The sequence below is a fragment of the Cohnella sp. OV330 genome, assembly GCF_900112065.1.
Taxonomy (GTDB): domain Bacteria; phylum Bacillota; class Bacilli; order Paenibacillales; family Paenibacillaceae; genus Cohnella.
On sequence record NZ_FOKE01000004.1, the window covers coordinates 613,092 to 633,523 of the forward strand.

General features: G+C 61.1%; 13 protein-coding genes. 2 read left to right on the forward strand and 11 right to left on the reverse strand.

What is annotated here, in order from left to right:
• Positions 1-142 precede the first annotated feature (142 nt).
• A complete protein-coding gene (locus BM235_RS12735) occupies positions 143-1,012 on the forward strand; it encodes an AraC family transcriptional regulator (RefSeq protein ID WP_090113423.1) in 870 nt (289 codons plus the stop codon).
• 67 nt (positions 1,013-1,079) lie between these two features.
• On the opposite strand, the gene BM235_RS12740 is transcribed toward BM235_RS12735, so the two are convergent.
• The 11 genes from BM235_RS12740 to BM235_RS12790 all read right to left on the reverse strand — a co-directional run bounded on the left by BM235_RS12740 (position 1,080) and on the right by BM235_RS12790 (position 19,100).
• Positions 1,080-4,292: a glycoside hydrolase family 2 TIM barrel-domain containing protein gene (locus tag BM235_RS12740; protein ID WP_158543723.1), complete on the reverse strand. Its 3,213-nt coding sequence runs from the start codon at positions 4,290-4,292 to the stop codon at positions 1,080-1,082.
• Between the two features lie 16 nt (positions 4,293-4,308).
• Entirely contained in the window at positions 4,309-5,787 is a 1,479-nt protein-coding gene (locus BM235_RS12745) for a four-carbon acid sugar kinase family protein (RefSeq protein WP_090113426.1), read from the reverse strand.
• A 6-nt stretch (positions 5,788-5,793) separates the two neighbouring features.
• On the reverse strand, positions 5,794-7,110 hold the full coding sequence (locus BM235_RS12750; protein WP_369803505.1) for a ribulose-bisphosphate carboxylase large subunit family protein: 1,317 nt from the start codon (positions 7,108-7,110) through the stop codon (positions 5,794-5,796).
• Positions 7,107-7,790: an aspartate/glutamate racemase family protein gene (locus BM235_RS12755; RefSeq protein WP_090113428.1), complete on the reverse strand. Its 684-nt coding sequence runs from the start codon at positions 7,788-7,790 to the stop codon at positions 7,107-7,109. The genes BM235_RS12750 and BM235_RS12755 overlap by 4 nt, the downstream gene beginning before the upstream one ends.
• A 16-nt stretch (positions 7,791-7,806) precedes the next feature.
• Positions 7,807-9,531 (reverse strand): glycoside hydrolase family protein, encoded by a 1,725-nt coding sequence (locus BM235_RS12760; protein ID WP_090113430.1) that lies wholly within the window; start codon positions 9,529-9,531, stop codon positions 7,807-7,809.
• Positions 9,532-9,547: 16 nt separating this feature from the next.
• On the reverse strand, positions 9,548-11,152 hold the full coding sequence (locus BM235_RS12765) for a response regulator transcription factor (RefSeq protein ID WP_090113432.1): 1,605 nt from the start codon (positions 11,150-11,152) through the stop codon (positions 9,548-9,550).
• A gap of 109 nt (positions 11,153-11,261) precedes the next feature.
• Positions 11,262-12,080, reverse strand: a complete 819-nt coding sequence (locus BM235_RS12770; protein ID WP_090113434.1) for a carbohydrate ABC transporter permease — start codon at positions 12,078-12,080, stop codon at positions 11,262-11,264.
• On the reverse strand, positions 12,080-12,949 hold the full coding sequence (locus tag BM235_RS12775; protein WP_090113436.1) for a carbohydrate ABC transporter permease: 870 nt from the start codon (positions 12,947-12,949) through the stop codon (positions 12,080-12,082). Before BM235_RS12775 ends, BM235_RS12770 begins: the two co-directional genes overlap by 1 nt.
• 89 nt (positions 12,950-13,038) lie before the next feature.
• On the reverse strand, positions 13,039-14,385 hold the full coding sequence (locus BM235_RS12780) for an ABC transporter substrate-binding protein (RefSeq protein ID WP_090113439.1): 1,347 nt from the start codon (positions 14,383-14,385) through the stop codon (positions 13,039-13,041).
• Between the two features lie 84 nt (positions 14,386-14,469).
• Positions 14,470-16,329 carry a cache domain-containing sensor histidine kinase gene (locus BM235_RS12785; RefSeq protein ID WP_090113441.1) on the reverse strand — a complete coding sequence of 620 codons (1,860 nt, stop codon included), beginning with the start codon at positions 16,327-16,329 and terminating at the stop codon, positions 14,470-14,472.
• A 128-nt stretch (positions 16,330-16,457) separates the two neighbouring features.
• The gene (locus BM235_RS12790; RefSeq protein ID WP_090113444.1) at positions 16,458-19,100 is read right to left on the reverse strand and encodes an alpha-L-rhamnosidase; all 2,643 of its coding nucleotides are present in this window, start codon (positions 19,098-19,100) and stop codon (positions 16,458-16,460) included.
• 253 nt (positions 19,101-19,353) lie between these two features.
• On the opposite strand from BM235_RS12790, the gene BM235_RS12795 reads away from it, so the two are divergent.
• The gene (locus BM235_RS12795; RefSeq protein WP_369803511.1) at positions 19,354-20,418 is read left to right on the forward strand and encodes a LacI family DNA-binding transcriptional regulator; all 1,065 of its coding nucleotides are present in this window, start codon (positions 19,354-19,356) and stop codon (positions 20,416-20,418) included.
• The last annotated feature ends 14 nt before the right edge of the window (positions 20,419-20,432 follow it).

Below are 20,432 nucleotides of genomic sequence, written 5' to 3' on the forward strand. Positions count from 1 at the left end.
GTATCTCCCTTTCACAGAGGTGTTGTAACCGTTCTCCATCTATTCTAGCATGCGAATTCAAATGTAAAATTGCGTCCGCTTGCAATTTTATATCCTTTTTTGATATTTTGAAAAGAAATCGACGATCGCAGGTGCAGACCGTATGAAGCCTATTTTCAAACCGTTTACCGTCGCGCCGTCCTTTCCCTTCTCGTTCGTCTACAGGGACACCAAAACGGAGCAGCGCGAGCTCCCCGACCATTTGCACGACTGGTACGAGATGGTTTACGTTCACGGCGGCAAAGGGACGTTTTTTATCGATCGCACTTTTTATGACATGCAGGCGGGCAGCTTGTACCTGATTCCGGCCAACACGATCCATCGCGCCTTCCCGGACGCGGAAGATCCGGTCACGTCCACCGCCTTGTTTTTTAATCCTGCGTTGGTGCAGGCGCCGTCGTATGGAGAGCCGTTCTCTTATATGCAGTGCTTTGATTGGAGCCGGCAGCACCGGAGGCATGAATTGAAATGCAGCTTTGCCTTGCGGGAAGAGTTCGAGCGCTGCCTGCAGGAAATTGACGAAGAACTGCGGGGTTCGGAGATCGGGGGACGGCATGCCGTTTCCTTGCTGGTTCAGCGGATCCTGCTGTCCGTCCATCGGGAGCTCGGGGTTGCCGGAGGAGGCGAAACCAACAAACCGCCTGCGATCGGGCCGCTTTGGATGCGAGACACGCTGCTATACATTGATGAGCATTTCTCTAAAGAGATCGGACTTCGTGAGCTGAGCAAGCGGGCATCCGTCAGTCCGGCGCACTTCAGCCGGGTGTTCAAGCAAATGACCGGCATGAACGTCACCGGCTTTATCGCCGCGAAACGCATCGTCAAAGCGAAAGAGATGCTGATCTGGACGGATCAGAATGTCGCGCAGATCGCCGCCGCATGCGGCTTCGATAGTCTGCCCCACTTCCATCGGCTGTTCAAGCGGATCGCAGGCGGGACGCCTGCAACCTACCGGCGAGGGCCTTCGAGATGAGAGCGAACGATGCAATGCAAAAAGAACAGTCCCGGATATGGCGTTCAGTCCCGGACTGTTCGATGTTTTATGCCCTTTTTGCGGACAGCATGACCGATAAAAATCTACGTTCCGACGCGGGCAGCAAATACTTCTCCAGCGTCGGGGCGTAGCCGCAGCTGTGGTTACCGAGCCCGCTCTGCGCGGCGTCCAGCTTGAGGATCGTCTCTTGAAGCGGCGTTAGCTCATGCCGATGCTTCGCGCTCGCGAGATCGGACGTCGCGTAATGGTGCGCGCTGAAGTTCATCGGCGCGCGGTTCGCTTCAACCAGAAGCCCGAAGCCGTCGGCGTCCTCGCAGCGGACCCAGCGAACGTCCGCCTTGTTCCCGTTTTCCTGAGGCTTAATGTAAGGCACGTACTGCTCAGCGACCGAACCGGCATAGACGCCGAGCTTGCCGCTCTCCTGCCGGTCGGCATAGCACTCGTGCGGGCCTCGGCCGAACCAGGTCAGCCGATCGAGCTCGCGAGGCAGGCGCAGCTCCAGGCCGAATCGGGGAAGCGTAGGCAGATCGGAGCGCAGCGCCTCGAGCTCCGCTTCGACGAGCAGCTCGCCCGCTCCGTTCACCGTGTAATCAATGCTTGCCAGAAAAGCCGTCCCCTGGCCTCTCGCGCCGAGCGCGAACTCAGTGCATAGGCGAATCGCTTCGCTACCGTCCAGTCTTTCGATGGCGGCGTGACGTAGATCGTGCGTAAGCCGGTCGTATCCGGCCGCAAGCCACGCCTTCGCCAGATGCACGTCGTTGTCTACCGGCGCGCGCCAGAGGTTTACGGACGGACCGGAAAGCAGCAGCTCTCTGCCGCCGCTTTTCCAGCTCGTAAGCTTCCCTTGGTTCAGATCGAATACGAACTCGTCGTTCTCTCCCCGAACGACGGCAAGCCGTGCTGAAGCACCTGCCTCATTTAGGATCAGAAGCTCCGGAGGCGGCGGGACCGGCGCGTCTGAAGCAGCGGCGCTGACAATGCCTAGCGGCAGATCCGCCCACGCGATCTCGAAGCCTTGTTCGGCCCACGGGGTCCCCTCGCGAAGAAGAAAGCGAACCCGCAGCCAGTATTCACCGGATTCCGCCGGCAGCTCTGCCTTCGATGCGAGGCGAATCGACTCGCGCTCGCCCGGCAGCGTCCTGAGAAGCGGCAGCTGCCCGCTCTTCAGCGCCTCTCCTTCGCGATAGAGCGTCCATTCGCCCGCTAAATGCGCCAGGTTCAGGAAATCGTATCGATTCTCCAAGACGAGCGCTCCCGTACCTTCGTTCCAGGAAACGACCTTGACCGGCTCGATCGCCTTCTTGAACTCCAGCAAAGACGCCTTCGGCGTGCGGTCCGGGAAAAGCAGCCCGTCCAGGCAAAACGATCCGCTGTGCGGCTCATCGCCGAAATCCCCGCCATACTGGTAAACCTTGCCGGTCTCAGGAGACGTACTCGCAGATGGCTCGGCTAACGGTATGGCGGACGGCTTGGCAATGCGCCCCGCATCCGCCGCGGCTGCCGCCTCCGCTACCTCGATCGCCATGTCCGCCCACTCCCAGATCAGCCCGCCGAGCAGGCGCGGATACGCGTAGATCGCGTCCCAATATTCCTTCAGATTGCCGGTCGAATTGCCCATCGCATGGCCGAATTCGCACATCAAGTAAGGTCTGGGGTCGTCCTTGAGCCCCTCCTCGACGATCGTCCCGACGGCCGGGTACATGCTGCTGACGATATCGACGACCGGCGCGTCGTAGGCGCGTTCGTAGTGAATCGGCCGCGTCCCGTCCTTCTGTCTGACCCAATCCGCCATCGCATCATGGTTCGGACCGTAGCCCGACTCGTTGCCGAGCGACCAGACGATGACGGACGGGTGGTTTTTGTCTCGCTCGACCAACCGTCTCGCCCGCTGCACGAACGCCTCTCTCCACGCCGGCTGGTTGGCCAAGTAACCCTCGTCGCCGACAAAATGAAAACCGTGCGTCTCCAGGTCCGCCTCGTCGATGACGTACAGGCCGTACCGGTCGCACAGGTCCAGCCATCTCGGATCGTTCGGATAGTGGGACAACCGGACTGCGTTGATATGATGCCGCTTCATGAGCAGGACGTCCTCGAGCATCGCTTCCTTCGTCGTGACATAACCGAGTCGGGCGTCGAATTCGTTGCGGTTGACGCCTTTGACGACGATCGGCCGCCCGTTGACGAGCAAGCGCCCCTCTGCGATCCGGATATTCCGGAAGCCGACAGCGATCCGTTTGACCTCCGCGACGCGGCCGTCCTCGTCAATGACTTTCAATAATAAGACGTACAGGTTCGGCGTTTCGGCCGACCAGGGACGGGCGGACGCGACAGGCTCGCGAAGCCGAAGCTCGCGGGATTCGCCCGGAAGCAGCAAAGACGCGAGCGGCCAATCGGCAGCAAGCGCGGCGTTCCCCTCCGGATCTACCAGGAAGGCTTCGATCCGTCCGCCTCTCGCCTGATCGCGCGACAGATTAGAAATTTGCAGGCAGACGTCCAGCTCTGCGGTCTCTCCGTCCGGTCGCCAGCTCGTCTTGACGAATGCGTCCAGTACGGTGACCGCCGGCAGCGACAAGAGGTACACGTCCCGGAAAATACCGCTAAGACGCCACTTGTCCTGGCTCTCCAGGTAGCTCCCGTCCGACCATTGGTAAACGCGGACCGCAAGCAAGTTAGAGCCAGGACGAAGCGCGTCCGTCACGTCGAACTCGGACGTGTTGTGGCTTCCTTGCCCATAGCCTACGAAGCTCCCATTCATCCAGACGTGGAAGGCCGAATCGACGCCTTCGAACGACAGCCGGACGTTGCGCCCCTCCCACCCATCGGGAACGACGAACGCGATGCGGTAGCAGCCGACCGGATTATTCGCCGGCACGTGCGGGGGATCGATCGAAAAAGGATACGGGCAGCTCGAGTAGTGCGGAATGCCGTACCCGTGCATCTGCCAGTTCGAGGGGACCGGAAGCAAGTCCCAGCGATCGTCCGCATAGTCGGCACCCTCGCATTCGTCGGGGACGGCGGACGGCGATTCGAAATAACGGAACCGCCAGGTGCCGTTCAGCAGCAGGAAATAAGGAGAAGACTCCCGCTCGCCTGCCATCGCGTCGCCCGTCCCGCCGTAGGGAATGAGATCGGCCCTTGGGGGCTCGGCGTTCCGCTCCAGCACCGCTAGGTTCGCCCAGTCGGGCCGGACGTCGGACGCCGCCTGCTTCATACGGCCGCCAGTCCGGTCATTCAGAGGCTCGTTCATCGGAACAATCATAGGCTCGTCCATCCGCTCATACGCCGCCTCTCCTTACGCGTTCAAAAAATCGCTCTCCGCCGACCTGCCCGCCCTTCAGCACCAGCTCGAGTCCGTCGAGCCTCGCATCGTCGGCATATGCGCGGCACAAGGGCACGCCCGGCGCCAGCGTCCGGAGACATTCAAGCGCATAAATGCCCAGCGCCCGGGTCACGTAGCCGGACGTATCGCCTCCAGCGACCAGAATGCGCGTAAGGCTCGTCCCGACGGCCAGCGCGCGGGCCAGGCCGCCGAGCTCCGAGCCGAGCAAGCGGCTGCTGTCCTCCGGCCGTAGCCCCTGCGCAGTCAGCGCCCGCCGCAGCTCGGCGATGCCCGGATCGTCCGGTCCGGCGGCCGAATACAAGATCACGCTTCGGCCCTCGTCCAACAGCGCCTTCGCCTCCGACAGCAGCCGCGTCCTCGCTGCTTCCGCCTGCTCGGGCCGTATCAGCTCAAGCGCCGGAATGCGAATGGACGCGAAGCCATCTTCCTCGGCTTCGGCGATCTGCTTCGCGGTCGCGGGCGAGCAGCTGCCCGACACGACGAGCAGGCGATCGACCGGCTTCGATACGCCGACGACAGAACCTGCCGCTCCGTCCCCATCCTCTCCGTCCGACCTCTCTGCCTCCGACAATGCGGACAACGCCGCGCCCGAAGCATGCCACGCAGCACCGAGCGCATACTCCACGCCCGAGGAGCCGATGGCGAATAACGGACCCTCCCGTTTTTGCGCCTCTTGCCAGATCAGCTGTCCCGCGACGGCAAGCCGCCGCTCGTCGAGCACGTCGAACAGCACCAGATCGGGACGCTCTTCGGCGAGCACCCGCTCAAGCCGTTCGCCGGCCTCGGACGCGGCGCCGTCCAACGCGACGATATCCAGCAAGGAAGTCTTGAGCGAAGTCTGTCTCGCCAGAAGAACGCGCAGGTCCGATTCGTCCATCGGCGTGACGGGATGCCGGGACATCGTCGGATGCCGATCGAGCCGGAACACCTCGCCGCCCGGCGCCGCCGCGAAGTGATGGCCGAACACCGTATAGCGTCCCAGATAGGGCACGCCGGCAAGCACCGGCACGAAGCGCCCGCCGAACACGGCGCGTCCAAGCTCCGCGGCCTTGCCGATGCTTCCCGTTTCCGGCGACGAATCGAACGTGGAGCAGATCTTATAGTGAACGACAGCTGGATCGGCCCGCTTCAGGCGCTCGAAGATCGGCGGCAACTCGCGCTCCATCTCCTCCGGCGCGAGGGAGCGGCCGACGCCGGCGATGCCGAACGCGTCGAGCCCGGCGAGCAGCTCGCTCCTCGCCGTGCCAGGCGCTGCCCCTTCGTCCGGGGGGTCGAGGAACAGCACCGTGCGCAGCCCCTGCCGGAAAAGCGCCTCGAGCACGTCCGTCGAACCTGTGAAGTCGTCCCCGTAATAACCGATCAGGGGCCGCTTGGCGCGGCCCCCTCCTTCATCGCTGCGATCCCGTATACGCATGCCGTCTCAACCCTTTCCGTACTTCTCGATCGCGCGGGACAACTCGGGATGGGTCGTCGCGTACGTCTCGAGCGCGATGCCGGCCGCGGCCGCTTCCCAACCCTGGCGCATGCTCGCGAAACCGGCGGCTGGGCCGTCCGGATGAGCGAGCATGCCGCCGCCCGCGAGGTGCATCACGTCTACGCTTCGGATGGCCTCGTACGTCGGCGGAGCCGAGCCCGCCCACTGCGCCGAAGAGACGACCGGCACCGTCTCGTAGCCGCCGAACAGCGGGCGCGCGCACGCTTGAATCGAGCGCACGACGGATTCGTTGCTCTCGTAGAACTTGCTGTTCAGCCCGTTCACGTGAAGGTGGTCCGCTCCCGCCAGCCGGCACAGCTTCTGGAAGGCCGTAAATTCCATGCCGAGCCCCGGACTGCGGGTGAGCATGCCCCATTGATTGCGGTGCGCGTGGATCGGCACCTCGCTGTAGCCGTTCAGGTGCGCGAGTCCCGCGAAGCCGATGCTCATGACGCTCGCCATGACGCAGTTGCCGCCCGCTTCGACGACGGCGTCGTGATGGCGGCGCATCTCGTCGATGTCTCCGGTAATGTTGAACGCGTACATCGTCTTCTTGCCCGTGACGTCCGCCGCCCGCTCGATCGCGTTCATGACCGCCCTTACTTTCTGGTCCAGGGGCAGGTACGGCGGGTTGGCGTTCAGCTCGTCGTCCTTGATAAAATCGAGCCCGGCGACGGCCAGTTCGTAGACGAGACTGCCCAGGTCTTTGGCCGACAAACCGACGCTGGGCTTGACGATCGAGCCGAGGATGGGCCGCCCGTACACGCCGGTCAGCCTGCGGGTGCCGGAGAGACCGAACTTCGGCCCCGGGTACCGCCGGGCGAAGGCGTCGGGCAGCTCGATATCGAGCAGCCGCAAGCCGGATAGCTCCTGCAGCTCGAACAGGTTGCCCGCGATCGCGCTCATCAGGTTCGGAATCGAGGGACCGAAGTTGACGATCGGATACGATACGGTAATCTTGCCCCGCCTGTAGCGACCGTCATGGCCGAGAGGAGGCTTCGCTCCGGGAAGCAGCGGTGCCGAAGCCTCCTCCATCGGGACGATCTGCTCGATCCGCGCGCCGTGGCGCTCCTTCAGCGTCGCCGTCTCCCCCGGGACGGCCGTGAACGTCCCGGTCGATTGCTCGCCCGCGATCACCTCTGCCGCTCGCGCGAGCGTCCATGGCGTCTCGACGAAGTATTCCGCGACGACCCGCTCCGTGCCGCCGGCCGAAGCCCCCGACTCCGAAGCGCCTGCCGGCATCCCGTTCCAGACGCCGCTCATCGCGAAGCCTCCTCCGCGCGAGCGAGCCGCTCCAGCACCTCGCGCACTTGCTCGACGCCGAGGCGCGGGCTCGACAGCACCGGCTTGCCCGTCGCTTCGGCCAGCTTTTTCTCCATGCGCGCCATCGAACCTTGCGCGAGCACGATCGCGTCCGCATCGCCGGCCACCCGCTGCGCCGTCTCCAGAATGAGCCGGTCGTGCTCCTCCGGACTCCCGCCGTTCAGCGCCTCGAACGCGCCCGCGGCCAGCCCGTTCACCAGAGTGACGGCGCGCCCCGCCACCGCTGCCTCCTTCTCGATTAGCCTCATCGTCGGCTCGAGCGTCGAAGGAAGCGTCGCCAATACCGCGATCCGGTCATAGTTCGCCGCCGCCTTCGCCGCCATCGCCTCGTCGATCTTGACGATCGGCACGCCGATCAGCTTGCGCGCGTCGTCCGCCGCTTCGCCGACGGACGAGCATGTATTCAGAATGACGTCGGCCCCGAGCTCTTCGCCGTTGTGAAAGTATTGTACGAGCCTTCTAGCGACGCCCGGCGGCACATGCCCTGCCTTCACCACGTCGCCGATCAGGCTGTCGTCGATGATATTGACCAGCCGGACGTCCGGCAGCAGCTCCTGGAATACCTTCTTCAGCGGGTCGGCCAACCCTTGTCCCGTGTATACGGCAACGACCGTTTTCATCGTCCGAGCCCCTCCCTCACCATACGAATTCAGTCTCGATCCGGCGCAGCTCGCCCTCGCGCATCGGAGCCGTGTCGTACACCTTGCGTCCCGAATAGAACGGATGCTTCGTGCCGCGCGGCGTAATGCCGACGACGTCGTCGCCGCGCCATTCGGTCGCGAACGTCTGGCCGATCGCCGTCTCCACCGTCGTGCGCTCGGATAACGGGAACGTGATCGTAATCGTTTCCCCCGCGAACGCCTCGTTCAGCTGCAGGAACACTTCCTTCAGCCAGCGGCTCGGCTCCGAACCCCGTCCTTCGGATACCGCGCCTTCTCGCTCCCGAACGATGCGTACTTTGGCGAAGCCCGCCCATTCCGGAATGCGAACCTGCAGCGAACGAAGATCCTTGTTCACGCGAAGCACGACCTTGCCTTCGTGAGGCAAATACGACTCGACGTCCAGCCAAGCCGAACCGCGGTTGAGCAGGAAGTTGACGCTCACCTTGCCGTCCTTTTCGGTCACAATATTGCTCCAGCCCATATAGAGGCCGCGCGTTCCCGAGCCCAGGCAGCAGATTTGCAGGTCGTTCGTATGCCCGCGCCCGTGATTCACGTCGCAGCAAAAGTCGTTCGGCGCCGAATATCCGGCGAACGCGCCGCGCGTGCTGGCAGCCACGTTCGTGTAGCTGATCTGCCCGGCGACATTGTGAGAACGGTCGTCCGTCTCCTTCACCCAATCGAGGTCGAGCAGCTGCGATTCGGTCAGATGGTTGCGGATGAAGCGCTCCACGACGCCCCAATACTTCGTATAGCCGCTCTTCGCGAGCGTAATGCCGGTGGCGATCAGGTCGACGAGCGAGCAAGTCTCGTGCTCGTAGGCCTGCTCTTTCATGTCGCCCGGCGTCCAGCCGAAGGCGGTGCATTGCGTCAGCGCCCAGGCGTAGCTCTTCTCCGCGAACGCGATCAGCGAAGCGTCCCCGGTGAAGGCGCCGAATCTCGCGATCGCGTCGAGCGTGCCGAGCCGGGTGTGGAAGTGGCCGCTGCGGTATGCGAGCGCGTCGTTGAAGCTGCCGTCCTTGTTGAACACGCCGCTGCGCTCCACGATGAGCGCGACGAAAAACTGGCACAGCTCAAGCGCGTCCTGGCTCCCCGTCAGCTCGTGGTATTTCAGCAGCGGCATGACGAGCCGGCCGCAGAACGCCGCGGGATCGGGCGCCAGGCGCAGCAGCGTCGCGTTCTCGGACGGCCAGCCGCCCTCCTTGTATTCCGATGCCGGATAATACCATACTTCGCGCTCCTTGATCGCGATCCGCTTCAGCGCGGCGACGTGGCGGTCGGCCGCTTCCTTCACCTTGGCGTCTCCCGTCGCCATGTACCAGGTCGTCAACGACAGGATCACCGCACGCTGGTCGATCAGGTTGGCGTTCGGCTCCCAGCCGAAGTTCGGGTTTTCCTGCCGATAGCTCAATCCGTCGTCTTTGAAGAAGGTCATGAAGTTGTCGCGGTAGCGCTGCTCGGTCTCCGCGCCGAACGTCTCGCCGGACATATGCCGCGCCAGGATCATGCCGTCGATCATGCGGCCGTGAGAGGAGCCGAAGTCCCAGTCTCCGTGCGTCAGGTTGGCAGGATCGTTCATGAGGTTCGCCGCGAAAAACGGGATGCCGCCGTAATCCGGATCGGCCATGCCGGCTATCGCGTTCAGCGCATGCCCGGCCCTCTCCTCCAGCGTCAGCGTATCGGGTATCAGTCGTCGTGTCATCGCAGGTTCGCTCCTTTTATTTGCTCGCGCATTCGGCCTGGCCCCGGAACTCCCCGATCGTCTTGCCCGTTTTCTTTTTGAAAATCTGGCTGAAGTAACGGTAGTCCTCGTAGCCGACCATCTTCGCGATTTCATAGTTTTTGTAAGCGGGAATCTTCATCAGCTCGATCGATTTATGAATCCGGTAATCCGTCAGGTAGTCGACGAACGTATGGCCGATCGTCTTCTTGAATAACCGGCTCAAGTAATCCGCGTTGACGAAGCGCGTCTCGGCGATCTGCTGAAGCGACAGCGGCTGATCGAAGTGGGCTTCGACCAGCTTCACGATCTCCCTGACGAGGCGTTCGCCCTGCTTGCCTCCCGCCTGGCTGCCGTTCGACAGGATGGCGGGGACGATCTCCCGCTCGAACAGCTCGCTTGCGGAAGCGGGATCGTTGCGCTGCCGGATCATCTCGGAATAGGCGAGCGGGGCGCGGCCGCTGACGCTCTCCAGGCTGCAGCCCGAGAGCCGAAGCTGCTTTTCGATCGAATGGACGAGAATGACCGCGTTTCTCTGCATCCCCTCGACCGTCGTTTCGTCCGTCGCGATGCGATCGAACACCCGACCGAAAAGCTCGATTGCCGTCTCGCCGCCTCCCATCTGAAGCGCGAGCAGAAAAGCTTTTTCCGCCTCGTGCGGATACGAAGGCGTCCCCGAGGCGTCCGCCCCGCTCTCGCCAGCGAGCAGGACCGTTCCCGATTCGCCGAGCTTCCGCCCGCCGAGCGCCTCCCGCGCGGCCCGGCAAGCGTCCTGCAGATGCAGAGGACGCAGGCTTGACGAGCCCGCCGCTCCCAAGCTGAAGATCGCGCCGGCGGCTTCGCTCAGGAAGCCCCGTATCTCCGTCAGCAAGCGGCCCAGCTCGCCGCCGAACGAACGTCTCGCGCCGATCGCGCCGACGATCTCGGCGCGTCCGTCCGCGCCCGGCGTCAGCGCGAATGTCCAGTCGCCGCCCAGGTGGAATGCCCGCGACTGCTCGAGCCGCCCGCGCATCTCCGCCGCCACCTTCGCCGCATCGGGCCGCTCCTCGCGGTAAGCATCCGCTTGGGCGACAAACACGACGCACGCGCCCTCCGCCCATCCGGACGGCGGTATTGCCTGCTCGAGATCCGCCGCATCGCCGCCCGCGCGCTTTGTCAGGGCGTCGCGCAGCCAGCCGTCCTCCGTGTCGTCGCCGGGAACGGATGCGGCCGCCCGCTGCGCCTCCCGCCGCTCGATCTCGGCGAGCGCCTTCTCCAGCACGGCAGCGAGCTCCTCCTTCTTCACCGGCTTCAGCAAATAATCGAACGCCCGGTGGCGAATCGCTTCCTGCGTATATTCGAAGTCGGAGTAGCCGCTGATGACGATCGTCAGCAGCTCCGGCAATTCGGCGTGCAGCTTCCCGAGCAGCTGCTTGCCGTCGAGCCCCGGCATCCGCATGTCGAGGAACATCAGGTCGGGCTTCACCTCGAGCGCAAGCTCGTAGGCGTCCTGGCCGTCCGCCGCTTCTCCCGCCAGCTCCAGCCCGAAGCGTTCCCAGGGAACGAGCTGAATGAGTCCGCGCCGTATCCACTTCTCGTCGTCGACCACGAGAACTTTGCGCATGTCGTCAAGCCCCTCCCGATTGAATGTATCGTGCCGCCGCCCATGCTTTTTTCCAATTATCCTTCAGTGCTTGACCTAACGATCCTTCAGCTCTTGACCGAATGATCCTTCAGCCCTTGACCGAGCCCGCCGTCAATCCGTCGATAATGTAGCGTTGAAGCAGCAAGTACACGAGCAGAATCGGGGCGATGACGATGACCATGAAGGCGAACACGATGCCCCAATTCGTGTTGTACAGCGAGACGAAGTTGAAGATCTGCAGGACGATCGTCCACTTGGTGCTGTCCGTCATGAGGTAGAACGGCCCGAAGAAATCGTTCCATACCGACACCATGACGACGATCGTAACCGTGACGAGCACGGTGACGAGCAGCGGCAGAATGATCCGCCAGTAGAGCCGGAAGTATCCGCAGCCCTCCAGCAGCGCCGCTTCGTCGAGCTCCCGCGGGATCTGCTTCATGAAGCCGACGAGGAGAAATACCGCGAACGGCAGCAGTACCGCCGTGTAATACATGACAAGGCTGAAGTAGGTGCCGCGAATGTGCAGGTCGCCCATGAGCCGAATCGTCGGCACGATCGACACGGGGACGATCAGCCCCATGATGAAGACGAGGTACGCCGATCGCATGAACCGGTCGTCCCGACGTTGAATGACGAACGCCGCCATCGAAGCGAACAGCGTCACGCAGACGACGACGAGCCCCGAGATGAGGAAGCTGTTTTTGAAGCCTCGCAAAATGTTGCCTTTATCGAAAACTTCCTTGTAGTTATCCAAGTTCCACGTCGACGGAAGTCCCATTCCGAACAGGGCGGATTCCCGAATGCCCTTAAAGGAGTTGACGAGGATCATGTAAAAAGGCACCAGAATGACCAAGGCGCCGAGGAAGACGATGGCGCTTACGAACGTTTTGCGGCCCGGATGCTCCATTACATCTCCACCTCCCGCTTCTTCAAGGCCATCAGCACCGGCACGCCGACGACCGTCACGAGGACGAACAGCATCAGGTTGATCGCCGTCGAATATCCCATCTGACCCATGCTGAACGTGCTGCGGATGTAGGTGTAGAACACTTCCGTCGTGTAGCCGGGCCCGCCGTCGGTGAGCACCATGACCATCTCGAACACCTTCATCGAGCCGATGACGGACAAGAGGACGTTAACCGTGAACGAAGCGGCCAGCAGGGGGAACACGATGTGCCGGAACCGGCGCCAGTAGCTCGCCCCGTCGATCGACGCGCTCTCGGTGAGATCCTTCGGAATGAACTGCAGGCCCGCCAGATAGACGACCATCGCGAAGCCGGCCACGCGCCAGATGTCCGTGGCGATGATGGAGAAAAGCGCCCACTTCGGATCGTTCAGCCAGTCCTGGCCGAGCGAGCCGAGCCCGATCCAGCCGAGCGCCTCGTTCACGATGCCGTGCTCCGGATGGTAGATCGCGCGGAACACATAGCCGATGACGATCGGGGCGATGACATACGGCATGAAGAAGATCGTGCGGAACAGGTTGCGCATGCGGATCGCTTCGTTCATGAGCAGCGCAAGCCCGAGGCCGACCGCGTTCTGAAGGAGCGTGACCGCGGCGGCGAAGATCAGTGTATTGGACAAGGCTTTCCCGAGTCTCGGTTCCCCGAACAGCGCCTTGTAATTGTCGAGTCCGATGAATCGAATCGAATCGGCGTTGACGTTCCAGTCGGTGAAGCTGTAATAGACGCCGATCAAGGTCGGAGCGATGAAGAACAGAAGAAATACGGACAGTGCGGGAAAAGAAAAATAAAGCGGATATTTTCGTCTCTCCATGGGGTCTCCTCCTTGGCTCCCGGCGGCTGTCGCGGACGGGGGGCGTCGGCCCCTCGCCCGCCATTCTTAGCCGCTATGACGACTTAGGCTTAGAAGCCCGCGAGCACTTTCGCCTTGCCGTCTTTCTGGTAGTTGTCGCTGAATTCCTTGATCGCCTTGTCGATATTGCCGTCGAGGAAGAAGTTTTGCAGCGTCTTGGAGAAGTCCACGAAAGACGGCGTCAGACGGTTCTGGATGTTGACCTTGGATTTGCCGTCGTCGATGTATTTCTTGACGTCCTCTTGAACCGGATAAAGCTCGCTGGTCGCTCCCTTGAAGATCGGGATGCCCGGCTTGTTCGCGTAGAAGAGGTCGACATTTTCCGGCTGGAGCATGAACTTCACGAGTTCGATCGCTTCGGCCGCATGCTTCGCCTTATCCGGCACCATGAGCTGGTTCGGAGGCGTGATCATCGCCGTGCCCGTATCGGTTGCGGACGGGAAGGGGAAGAAGCCGACGCTCTTCGCGACGAAGTCCTTGCCGAACTTCTTCTCGAGCTGGGAGATGATGCCGTCCAGCATGAAGGTCATCCCGACCTTGCCTTCGCCGAACTCGTTCTGCAGCTCGTCGTACGTACCCGACATGACATTGTCCTGGTACAGGCCCAGCGCCTTCAGTTCCTTTTGCTTCGCGAACAGGTCCTTCAGCTCCGGAATGTCGGACAGCTTGAGCTCGTTCGCGTTGAGCTTCGCGACGCCCTCGTCGCCGATCGCCGGATCGACCTGCGTCACCCAGCCGGTATAATAGAACACTTGAGGCGGCCAAGCATCCTTGACGCCCTCGTAGAACGGCGTAACGCCGGCCGCTTTGATCTTCTTCGCGATCTCGACCAGATCCGCGTAGTTCGCCGGCGGGTTGACGCCTGCCTTCGCGAACACGTCTTTGTTGTAGAACACGCCCATCATGCCGGTCGACCCGTAAGGAACGCCGTAAATCTTGTCATCCTGCACTTGCGCCTGCTTGATGGAATCGATCACGTTGTCCCACACGCCGGATTCTCCGGACCATTCGTGCAGCGTCTCGTCCGCTCTCAGCTTCACGTACTGCTTCGTCCCCGGCTGCATGAGGAACAGATCCGGGAAGTCTCCCGTGGAAAACCGCGTCTTGATCAGATTGTCGTAATCGCCGCCCGGCAGCGCCTGAAGCTCCACCTTGTTGCCCGTCTTCTGCTGGTAGGCGTCGAAGATCTTCGTGAACGCCGTCGTGTCTTCCGTATTCGAGATCACGAACGTTAACGTGACCGGGTCTTTGGCCGGCTTGGCGCTGGCAGCTCCGCTTGCTGCCGGGGACGATGCGCCGCCTGCGTTATTGTTGCCGTTGCCGCCGCCGCAAGCGGCCAGCGCCGCCGCGCTTACTGCCAGGACCATGACCGATGCTAACGCTCTCGACTTTCTCATTCGAGCAACCCCTTCATCTCGTAATCGCTTACAACTTGATTATAGGGAAGCGCTTTCCCGACTCCCATTCACGAAATCGACCGTTTATGTTGAATATTCCGACCTTGCCGGCGGCAGCGCGGAATCTCTGACGTTCGGGAGAATGAGCGTGATGCTGGTGCCGACGCCCTTCTGGCTGTCGATCCGAAAAAACATGCGCTCCCCGAAGCGGATCGCGTATCGCGTATAGACGTTGCGCACGCCGATGCCGCCCTCGGCGGCCGAATCCGGCCATACCTCCCGGTGCAGCTGCCAGTTCAGCTTCGCCCTGAGCTCGCCGAGGCGCGCGTCCGAAATGCCGACCCCGTCGTCCGAGACGGTGAGATGAACGCCGTCGTGCTCGCTCCGGGCGGCGATTCGGATCGTTCCCTTCCCCCGCTTGCGCTCGATGCCGTGAAAGACGGCGTTCTCGACGAGCGGCTGCAGCGTCATCTTGAGCAAGGGGAAACCGTAAAGCGCCTCTTCGATGTCCAGTTCGTAGACGATTTTATCGTCGAAACGGATGCCTTGAATTTTCATATAGGCGTCGATCTGCTCCAGCTCCTCTTGGAGCGTCACGATCTCGTCGCGGTTCCTCGTATTGTAGCGGAACATGTCCGCGAGCGCCTGCGCGACCTCGCCGATCTCGCCGACCTTGTAGTAGTCCGACATGGCGCGGATGCTGTCGAGCGTGTTGTAGAGGAAATGCGGATTGATCTGCGAGTAAAGCATCTTGAGCTCCACTTCCTGCAGCTTGATCTGGTTGACGTACTTCGTCTCGATCAGCGTCTGCAGTTCGTCCTGCATGGCGTTGAAGTTCGCGGCGATGCGCCCGATCTCGTTGTTCGGTCCGACCGCCACCCGTTCGGAGAAATCGCCGCGCTTCAGCCGGTTGACCGTCTTGTACAGGTTGAGGATCGGCTTCGTGATGACTCTTCCGAAAAGGACGGACAACAGAAACGTGAACGCGAACGCGACCAAAGCGGTATAGAGCACGGTCGTCTTGATGCGGTCGAGCGGGCCGAAGATTTCGCTTCTCGGCATGACGAGCACGATCTTCCAATTCGTATAGTCCGATCTAGTATAGGAAGCGAGCATATCCTCGCCGCCCTTCGCGAACCAGAACTTGCCCTTCGTCCCGTTCGCCCGCTCGACGAGCTCGGCTTCGGGCGCGTTGTCGGGCAAGCTTCCGGAGGCATACACCGCCTTGCCGTTCTGGTCGAAGACGACGATTCGGCTGCCGGCCGACAGGTCGTCGCTTTGTCCGATCGTTCGAAAAAGCTCCTCGCTGTACTCGACGCGGACGACGATAAATCGCTCGGGATTGGAGAAGTCCCGGATCAAAATAGACGACGAATAAGCCGTGTTATCCGCATCTATGCTGCCGTCGCCGTCGCTGCGCCCCGTGAAGTACACGCCGCCGTCGGTGGCGATCGTACGCAGGAACCAGTCGGCATTGCGAATCTTCGCTTCGGCCGGCGGCTTAAAGTCGTCGGAGGCGCCCAGCAGCTCGCCGGTGCTGTAATAGATTTGGAAACGGCTGAAGCCTCGGATCGGCGTGGCATTGAAGCTCTTCAGGTATAAGTTAACGAGATTTTGGCGGAACAGAAATTTCTGCTGCTCGCTCATCTCGGCATAGGCGTTGATGCCGTCGATATATTGTTGGTCGTAATAGGGGGCTAGCAGCAAATTGCGCTTGCTGTGAAAGTCGTTGTCCATGTTGTTTTCGATTTGGCCCACGATCTGGGAACCGGCCGATTCGATCCGATCGGCCATCGTCTGGTAAGAGATATAGAAGGATGCCGTGCCGACGAGCGCTATGCATAAAAGAATGACGATAAAATAACTAAAGAGCAGCGTCGTGCGGATCTGGGAGAACCAGGAACGAACCCTCCCGATGATCCATCGACCGGCGTTCGTTCCCATAGGCGATTCTCCCTTTCTCCGTGCTTATCTGCTCTCGAATATGTTCTCTTTATACCACTGTCTACGTTTCACGTTCAATAGATTCGACGGTCAGGGTACAATTGGCAGCGTATGAACCGCCAAGCGTCTTAACCGCCAAATTGGCTGATGAATGCGTACGAGCCCGATCCGAGCTCGAAACTCGTTTTCCCTTCTTCGGCGGGTTGACCGTCTACGACGATGCCGCTGCCCGGAACATGAACGATTGCCGTCGCGTTCGCTGGAACCGTGACGCGGATCTTGAAGACGCCGTCCGCGCCCAGCGTCCAGGCCGATTCGAACGTGCCGTATAGCGAATTGTAGGAAGCCTCGACCTCCGTGATCCGGCCGCCCGGACGAGGCGCAATGATCGCGCGGCGGAAGCCCGGGGCCGATGGATCGGCTTCGATGCCGCCCATATAGCGATACATCCACTCGCCGACCGAGCCGAGCGAGTAATGGTTAAAGGAGTTCATCGACGGCGTCTGGAAGCCGTTGTGCTCGGTCCAGCCGTCCCACCGTTCCCAGATCGTCGTCGCGCCGTGCTTGATCGAGTACATCCAGGACGGGAACTCTTCCTGCGTCAGCAGGCCGTACGCGACATCCAGCCTTCCGTTGTCCGTCAGCGCAGGCAGCAGGTAGCCGACGCCGAGGAACCCGGTGGACAAGCGGCCGCCGCGGGCAGCGATATTTTCGGCGAGATGGCCGATCGCCAACTCCCGAAGCCGTTCGGTCAGCAGGTCGAACTGCAGGGCGAGCACGTATACCGTCTGCGTTTCTCCATGAATGCGTCCATCCTCCGCGACGAACGCCCGGATGAATGCGTCCGCGATGCTCCGATGCAGATTCGCGTACGTTTCTTCGTCGTCGCGCTTGCCAAGCACGCCGGCGATCAGGCTCAGCAGCTTGGCGCTATAGGCGAAGTAGGCCGTCGCCAGCACCTCGTTCGGCGTATCCGCCTCGATCGACAGCCAGTCTCCGTAGTTTGCATAGTCGGGGCGGATCAGGCCCTTGCTGTTCGTCCGCAAATACGCGACCCAACGGACCATCGCTTGATAGTGCGTTTCCAGAATGCGCGTATCCCCGTACATCAAGTACAACGTCCATGGAATGACGACGCCCGCGTCGCCCCAGCCCGCATTGTCCGGCGCGAACCAGTTCAGCCTCGTATTCCACATCTTGTGCCGGATCCAGCCCGCGTCCGGCGCCACGTCGGTGAACGCGCCCGACGGCTGCTGGCAATCGATCATGTCCCACATGAATTTCGTGAAAAACCGGGATACGTCCATGTTGTACGAAGCCGTCCGCGCGAAAATCTGGGCGTCGCCGGTCCATCCGAGCCGTTCGTCCCGCTGCGGGCAGTCGGTCGGCACCGAGAGGAAGTTGCCCCGCTGTCCCCATGAGATGTTCGAGATCAACTGGTTGACCATCGAATCGGACGTCCGCAGGCTTCCCGTCGGACGCGTGTCCGAATGAACGACTTTGCCGACGATCGTATCCAGGTCCGGCTCGCCCGGATAGCCGATCAGCTCGACATAGCGGAAGCCGTGGAACGTGAAATGCGGTTCGTACCGCTCTTCGCCTTCGCCTTTCAAAATGTAATGCTCCTGCTGAACGGCGACCCGCAGATTGTCCAAATAAAGCGAGCCGTCCGGATTCAGCATCTCGGCATGGCTCAGGGTCACTTTAGTTCCCCGCGCGCCGCGGACGCGCAGCGCCGTCCAACCGACCATGTTTTGCCCCATATCGTATATATAAGTACCTTGCTCCGTCTTGCGGATCGAGATCGGCTTCATCTGCTCGGTCACGCGGATCGGAGGCTCTATCGACGCGGTCAGCAGGCCGTTATAGCCCGCGCGAACGTCCGGCCGCTCCCAGCCCGAATCGTCATAGCCGGGTTGATCCCAGCCCGTCAGCTCCAGCCGCGCGTCGTATGTCTCTCCCTTGATCATGTCGGAGTAGACGATCGGTCCTTTGGCGGTGCGCCAACTGGCATCGGTCTCGACGGATTCGCGCCTGCCTTCCGCGTATTCGATATTCAATTGGAGGAGTAAAAAAGGACGTTCCCCATACACGTGATTGCCCAGAAATCCGACGGTCCCCGAGTACCAGCCGTCGCCGAGCACGGCGCCGATGACGTTGTCTCCTTCGTTTAGCCAAGGGGTCAAGTCGTACGCTTGCGTCTGCACGCGCTTGTCGTAATCGGTAAAGCCCGGGGCGAACAAATCGCCGATCCGGCGGCCGTTGATATGCAGCTCGTACAGGCCGAGCGCGGTCGCGTAAACCGTGGCCCTACGAACTTCGCCGCTCGTCCGGAACGGTCTGCGAACGTACGGCGACGGTTGGAGCTCTACGTTCGGCTGCGCCTTGCCGCCGATCCAGGACCCTTTCCATTCATCGCGGGAGAGGAGCCCCATCGTCCAGAAAAAGGCGTCGCTCCAATCCGAAGCGACAGCGTCGCGGTTCCAGGAACGCACCTTCCAGAAGTATTGTCCTTCCGATTGGAGCGGCTTTCCCTCGTAAACGACGTGCGTCGTCCTGTCGGAAGCGACCTCGCCGCTGTCCCACATATCCCCCTCATCGCCAGCAAGCGCTTCCAACGATGAGGCGACCAGAATGCGGTAGGCGGATTGCGCTGCGCCTCGCTCGTCCGAATGCAGCTTCCAGAAGAAGCGGGGCGCCTTCTCGTCCAGTCCCAGCGGATTGATCATATACTCCGTCCGGCCTTCTATGACTTGCCATTTCACGTTCATTCCTCCAATGCCTTTAGTTTAGTCGTTTTGTTAAGAAAAAATCATTTTGTTAAGTTCAAATTTTAGTTATTCATTCTAAACCCCATCCTATCACCACGCTCAATAAGCGTCAATAATTAGAATAAAGCTCTAACTGTTCTATGAAAAACTTAATAAAACTAAATTTAACTAAACAATAACTAATAGACTTGCCACAAACAGCTAAACGAAATAAACTAAACTTAACAAAAGTCGAGGAGTAATGATCGTGAAGATGGAGGATATCGCGAGACTGGCGGGCGTATCGAAAGCCGCCGTCTCCCTTGCCTTTAGCGGCAAGCCGGGTATCGGGGACGAGACGAGAGCGCGCATTTTGAGCGTCGCCGGGAAGGCGGGTTATAAACCGAGAAGAAGCGTTCAAGCGCAGGAAGCAGCGACGATCGCGGACGCGGCTGTCGAAGAAGCATCGCCTGCGCTGCTGTTTTTGGTCATCGCGAACGCCGGCATCGTGACTTCTCAATATGACCGGCAGCCTTTTTTTCGCGAGCTGATTCACTATCTGGAGCAAGGCTCCCGCGCCGGCGGCTTTTCGCTGCTCATCTCGGCCATCGATATGGCGCGCTTCGACGACGATCTTCGGGCCATTGCGGACGTCCATTCGGATCGGGGCGTTATACTGCTTGGCACTAATTTGGATAAAAAGACCTTATCGCGCATCGCGGAGCGCCTGCCTAAGCTAATCGTTTTGGACACTTGCTTCGAGACGCTCCCCATCCCGTTCGTATACACGAACAACGCGCTTGGCGGCTATCAAGCCGGGACTTGGCTGTGCCGATCCGGACATCGGTCCATTGGCTACGCCGCCTCGGACGTTCGCATTCCTAACTTCGACGCCCGCCGGAGGGGATTCGACGATGCGATGCGGGAAGGGTCGATCGCGGTTGCCTTCGAGCATGAATTTTCTGTCGACCCGATGATACCCGCCGCCCAGGAGGCTTTCCAAACTAAAATCGAAAAACTGCGGAACGAAGGCAAGCCGCTGCCGACCGCGTTATTTTGCGAGAGCGATTTTATCGCGATCGGCGTCATGAAGTCGCTGGCGGAGCTTGGCATCCGGGTTCCCGAAGAAGTAACCGTCGTCGGTTTCGACGATATCGCCGAAGCGGTCATCGTATCGCCAGAACTGACGACCGTGCGCGTAGACAAAGAGAAGATGGTCCGCTGCGCCGTTCGGCTTGCGACCTCTTTTAACGAATCGCCATCCGTCGGGGGCATCAACATTTCCGTCGATACGGCCCTGATCGAACGCCGTTCAAGCGCTCCGCCGCCTTCGGCTTGAACGAACGCATGCAC